We start from the raw sequence: 4,393 nt of genomic DNA on the forward strand, positions 1-4,393 counted from the left end.
CCGCCACTGCGTGGCGGGGCACGAGCATGCGACCGGCAAGACCGCCGCTACATCCCGGACCGCAGCTCCCGCTCCAGGAACGTCAGATACGCGGCCAGCCCTGAGGCCACGACTTCACACGGGATCGCTCCCTCCGTGTACACACTGCCTTCGACCCTCGCGGGCGGAAGTCGGTAGACGGTCGTCTCGTCCGTGGCGCTCAGGGCGAAGAGCGCGCCTCCCCCGTCGGAGCCGAAGACCACGACGGAGTCCTCGCGCGAGCCCACGATCCTCGTCGGGAGGTCTCCCCGCACCCCCGCCACTGTCCGGTCGGCCGGGTGCACGAAGAGCCCGGACCCCACATCCGGAAGGCTGACGCGGTCCACGTGCCGATAGAAGGTGATCAGATCCTGGGGGAGATCACTCAAGCCCGCGGTCTCCCCCGAAGCCGACCCCGAAGCCGATTCCACCCCGTTGTCATCCGGCGGGTAGCCGAACTTGGACTGGAACTGCTCCATGAACGTGGAGGAGAGCGTCTGCATACGCCCTGTCCATTCGTCGATCCACTCACCAGTAATAGTCACGGAATCCCTCGTCTATCGTCCGGGCAAAACTTTCGATCTCGGCCCTCGATGCATTGGGGTTCGCGGCCCGGAAGTCTGCCCAGTGGTTGGTTATGTCCTGATGATGGTTGGTAGCGCGGCCTCCCGACCTGCTCCCGAGAATTCCCCTCATGTTCGACGGATGATCGAAATCGAAGTCGGCGAACTCGGGGTGCCCACGATACTCTTGAGGTATCGCATGATGCGCATCCCAGTCTGCCGGAAGTCGCGTCCTGCCGTCGCGGTGGAGTGATGCCTGGAACCTCCCTCGGTAGTTTTCCAACCGAATGTTCGGGAATTCCGGGTCCATCCCCTCCGGGCATCCGTCCGGAGCGAGGCCAAGCGGGTCGGAGGCCTGCTGCGGCTGGGCGACATAGGCATGGTGGTTCGGCGCCGCCTCCAGGCCCAGAGGGTCTGGAGATATGTAGCGCGCCGTCTCGGGGTCGTAGTGACGGTGGTAGTTGTAGTAATGGCCGGTCTCCGCGTCGGCGTACTGACCGGGGAAGCGCAGCGGGCAGTCCACGGCGTCCGACTCGGGCGGGCGTTGCTCGCCTCGGACACCTGCGCCCCAGATCGTGGCGAGCCGCTGCCAGGCTATGTCTCCCGACTCGTCGACGAGTTCCGTAGGCGCGCCGACGAGGTCCGAGACAATGGCGTAGAAGCGAGCGTTGATGTCGTCCCCGTGGCCCACTGTCTGGGCAACGGGCCGATGGCCCCCGGGTACGTAGTCCCAGGTCTGCACCCGGCCGGTGTGGTCGACTTGTTCCGCCAGCCGGGTCGCGTCCCAGCTGAACCGCACTTCCTCGAGTGTGTCGCCGCTGTCGGTCAACCGCCTCTTGTCGATGCGGCGGCCGACGGGATCGTAGCGATAGCTCCAGCGGTGCCCGTCCGGCGTGCCCGTCTCTATGAGCCTGTCTTCGGAATTCCAGACGTAGGTCCAGGTGCGTGACTGCCCATTGAGCAGTCGCCGTGTTTTGCGGACGAGCCTGCCCTGCGCGTCGTGCTCATAGAAGGTGCGTCCAGCGCGCCGGATCAACGTGCCGGTGAACTCCCGGGTTCCGTCGGCCGATCCGTCACGCGACGTGTCAGCCTGAACGAGGTTGCCGGTCCCGTCGTAGGCATAGCGCTCCGTCCAGTCACGGGCGATCACAGATGTGATGCGGCCATCTGAATCCGACTCGAAACGACGCGCGCCGGCCGAGCGATCGTCCATCGCCGCGAGACGGCCGTCCGGCCGGTAGGCGAAGCTTCGCCCTTGCAGGAGCTCAGCAGCGTTCTCCGGCCCCGCCACGACGATCTGTTCGATGAGGCGGTCGACCGAGTCCCATGACTGAGTGAGGGTGAACACGTCGTTGAGACGCCGTTCGGTCTCCCTGCCCAGGGCGTCGTAGGTGAAGGACAGCGTCCGGCCCGCCGTGTCGAGCGCTGTAGGCCTGTCGGCGTTGTCGAACGACCATGTGGAAACGTGCCCGCTGGGAGTCCGACGGGATACCCGTCGCCCCATCGCGTCGTATGTGTGTGATGTGGTGAGCCCGTTGACGCTCTCGGCAACGATCCGGCCGAGCATGTCTCTGTCGACCCGTAGTTCCGACGTCTCGGAGACCGCATGAAGAAGCCGGCCTACCGCGTCGTATGCATACGTCGTGGACCCGTCGTCAGACTGCATGACCGTCGTCCGGCCCATGGCATCGCGAGTGAACCGGACGGATTCGCTGCCCGCGTTCCTCCGCACCGTGAGGCGACCCGAGGCGTCATGGCAATACCCGATGGTCCTGCCGTTGAAGTCGGTCTCCGAGACCATTCGCCCCGCCGCGTCATATGCGTAGGACCAGGAAAGTCCTTGCGGATTCGTGACTCGGGTCAGCCGTTTCTCGGTGTCGTAAGCGAATTCATACGTCCTGCCGTCAGCGCTCGTCCGTGCGCTCGGCAGGTCGAAGGGCCCCGGCCGAAAGAGCGTGGCGTGGCCCGCGGTGTCGGTGTGTGAGAGAAGGTTTCCCTCGCCGTCCCATGTCCAGCTCTCTTGACCACCATCAGGCTTCGTGCGCCACAACAGTTTGCCTTCGGAGGACCATCCTGTGTGAGTCGACCGGCCCAAGGCGTCCTCGATCGTCCTTGCTCGACCAAAGGAGTCCCGCTCGATGTGGGCGGAGTTGCCGATGGGGTCGGCGACGCGGATCATCAGCCCCGCGGCGTCTGACACGAATTGGCGAGTCCGCCCCAATGGGTCGACGACCGCCGAGGGACGACCTTGACCGTCGTAGGCGTAAGTCGTCCTGGCCCCAGCGGGGTTTGTCGTGGCGAGTCGGTTACCGCGCGCGTCATATTCGTGCCGCCAGACCGCTCCGTCGGCGTGGACGACCACGGTCGGTTGATGCAGCTCGTTGTATTCGGCCGTCTCGGTGGTGCCGTCCGGGTGGTGGATGACGACGAGGTTGCCCACGCCGTCGTACTCGAAGCGCGTGGTGTTGCCCAGTGGGTCGGTACTGGAGGCGAGACGGTTGTACCTGTCCCAGTCGCTGGTCGTCGTATGGCCCAGAGGATCGACAACAGCGGTGCGCTGGAGGAGTTCGTTGTAGCGGTGAGTCGTCGTGTGTCCGAGAGAATCGGTGTAGCGCGTCTCACGGTTGTCGGTGTCGTACTCGATGCTGCAACTGAGGATGCCGTTCGCGCCCTCGCCTCTTACGCAACGGTCCTGATCATCGTAGGTGAAGCGGTACCAGGCTTCATTGCGGTCCGTCCAGGACGCGATGCGTGCCTGGTCGTCGTAGGTCAGCTTGAGCGGCGCACCTGAGGAGTTGTAGATCTCGCTGAGATCGCCGTCGACGTAGGCGTAGCGCAGCAGCGTGGTGCCTGAGGGGCCATCCTCCGGATTGCGCAGCCGCAGCCGGGACACCCGGCCGTCGTCCAGGTCGACCTCGACGTGATAGCCGCCGCTGTGCCGGACGGCGATGGGTGAGCCGTCCTCCGCACGGTCGAACTCGATGCGATGACCGTTGCGATCCGATATCGCGACGAGAGGCAGCGTGAACGCCTCGTCGTTTCCGTAGGACTTGTCGACCGGGGCGAAGTGCCGAGTGTGGCCCGTCTGCGGATCGGTGATGCGGATCGGGGATCCGGGCGCGCCTTCCCAGTCCAAGGGCCAGCGCGGCCCTTCCAGGGGCAACACCGAGGTGCCGGGTGCCGGGACGGGATAGACGAGAATCATGCCGTCTTCAGAGGCGAAGAGAGCCCCATCGGCATCGAGTTCCAGGCGCTCGTCCAGTGTGGAGGCCCACGAGGGGCCGAACCAGCGGCCCCAGCGGTACGTTGACAGATGCGTACGTCGTAGAACCAAAGGAAGCAGACCCGGAAGCTCGACATCCGACTGCTCCATGAGCATTTCGCCCGAGACCAGGTCAATCGGGTCGCCGCCCTTGCAACGGCCCTTGGTCGGCTTGCTCTTGGCCACGGCGTCGTCGGCACCCTTACGGAGCCCCTTGCCGAGTCCTTTGGCCATGGCCTTGAGACCGCCCTTGCCAAGGGCTTTGGCGCCCTTGGCGAGTTTCCCAAGGGTGGTCAGGCCCTTCATGCCGGGTATGCAGTCCAGGGCCGCCAAGCCCACGTCCCAAAGAGACGCCTGTCCCTTGGAATATTTGTAGAGCGTGTCGGCGAGGACGACAGCGGCCGCGATCAGCACGATCGCACCCAGGATCGGCCCACCGATGATCATCGCGACGATCCCCACGACCGCGACGACGACCTTGCACACCGCCACGATGGTGTCCCAGTTGTCGACGAACCAGTCCCCGACCTCCTCCCACCACGACCGATTC

At 65.1% G+C, this 4,393-nt stretch carries 2 protein-coding genes; both read right to left on the minus strand.

Going from position 1 to position 4,393, the window contains the following annotated elements:
- Positions 1 to 47: 47 nt before the first annotated feature.
- Complete coding sequence (locus ACFTZL_RS41720; protein WP_382594874.1) at positions 48 to 521, minus strand: hypothetical protein; 474 nt, start codon at positions 519 to 521, stop codon at positions 48 to 50.
- Between the two features lie 25 nt (positions 522 to 546).
- A complete protein-coding gene (locus ACFTZL_RS41725) occupies positions 547 to 4,329 on the minus strand; it encodes a DUF6531 domain-containing protein (protein WP_382594877.1) in 3,783 nt (1,260 codons plus the stop codon).
- Positions 4,330 to 4,393 lie beyond the last annotated feature (64 nt).

It is taken from the genome of Streptomyces sp. NPDC056948, assembly GCF_042674225.1.
Classification (GTDB): domain Bacteria; phylum Actinomycetota; class Actinomycetes; order Streptomycetales; family Streptomycetaceae; genus Streptomyces; species Streptomyces purpurascens.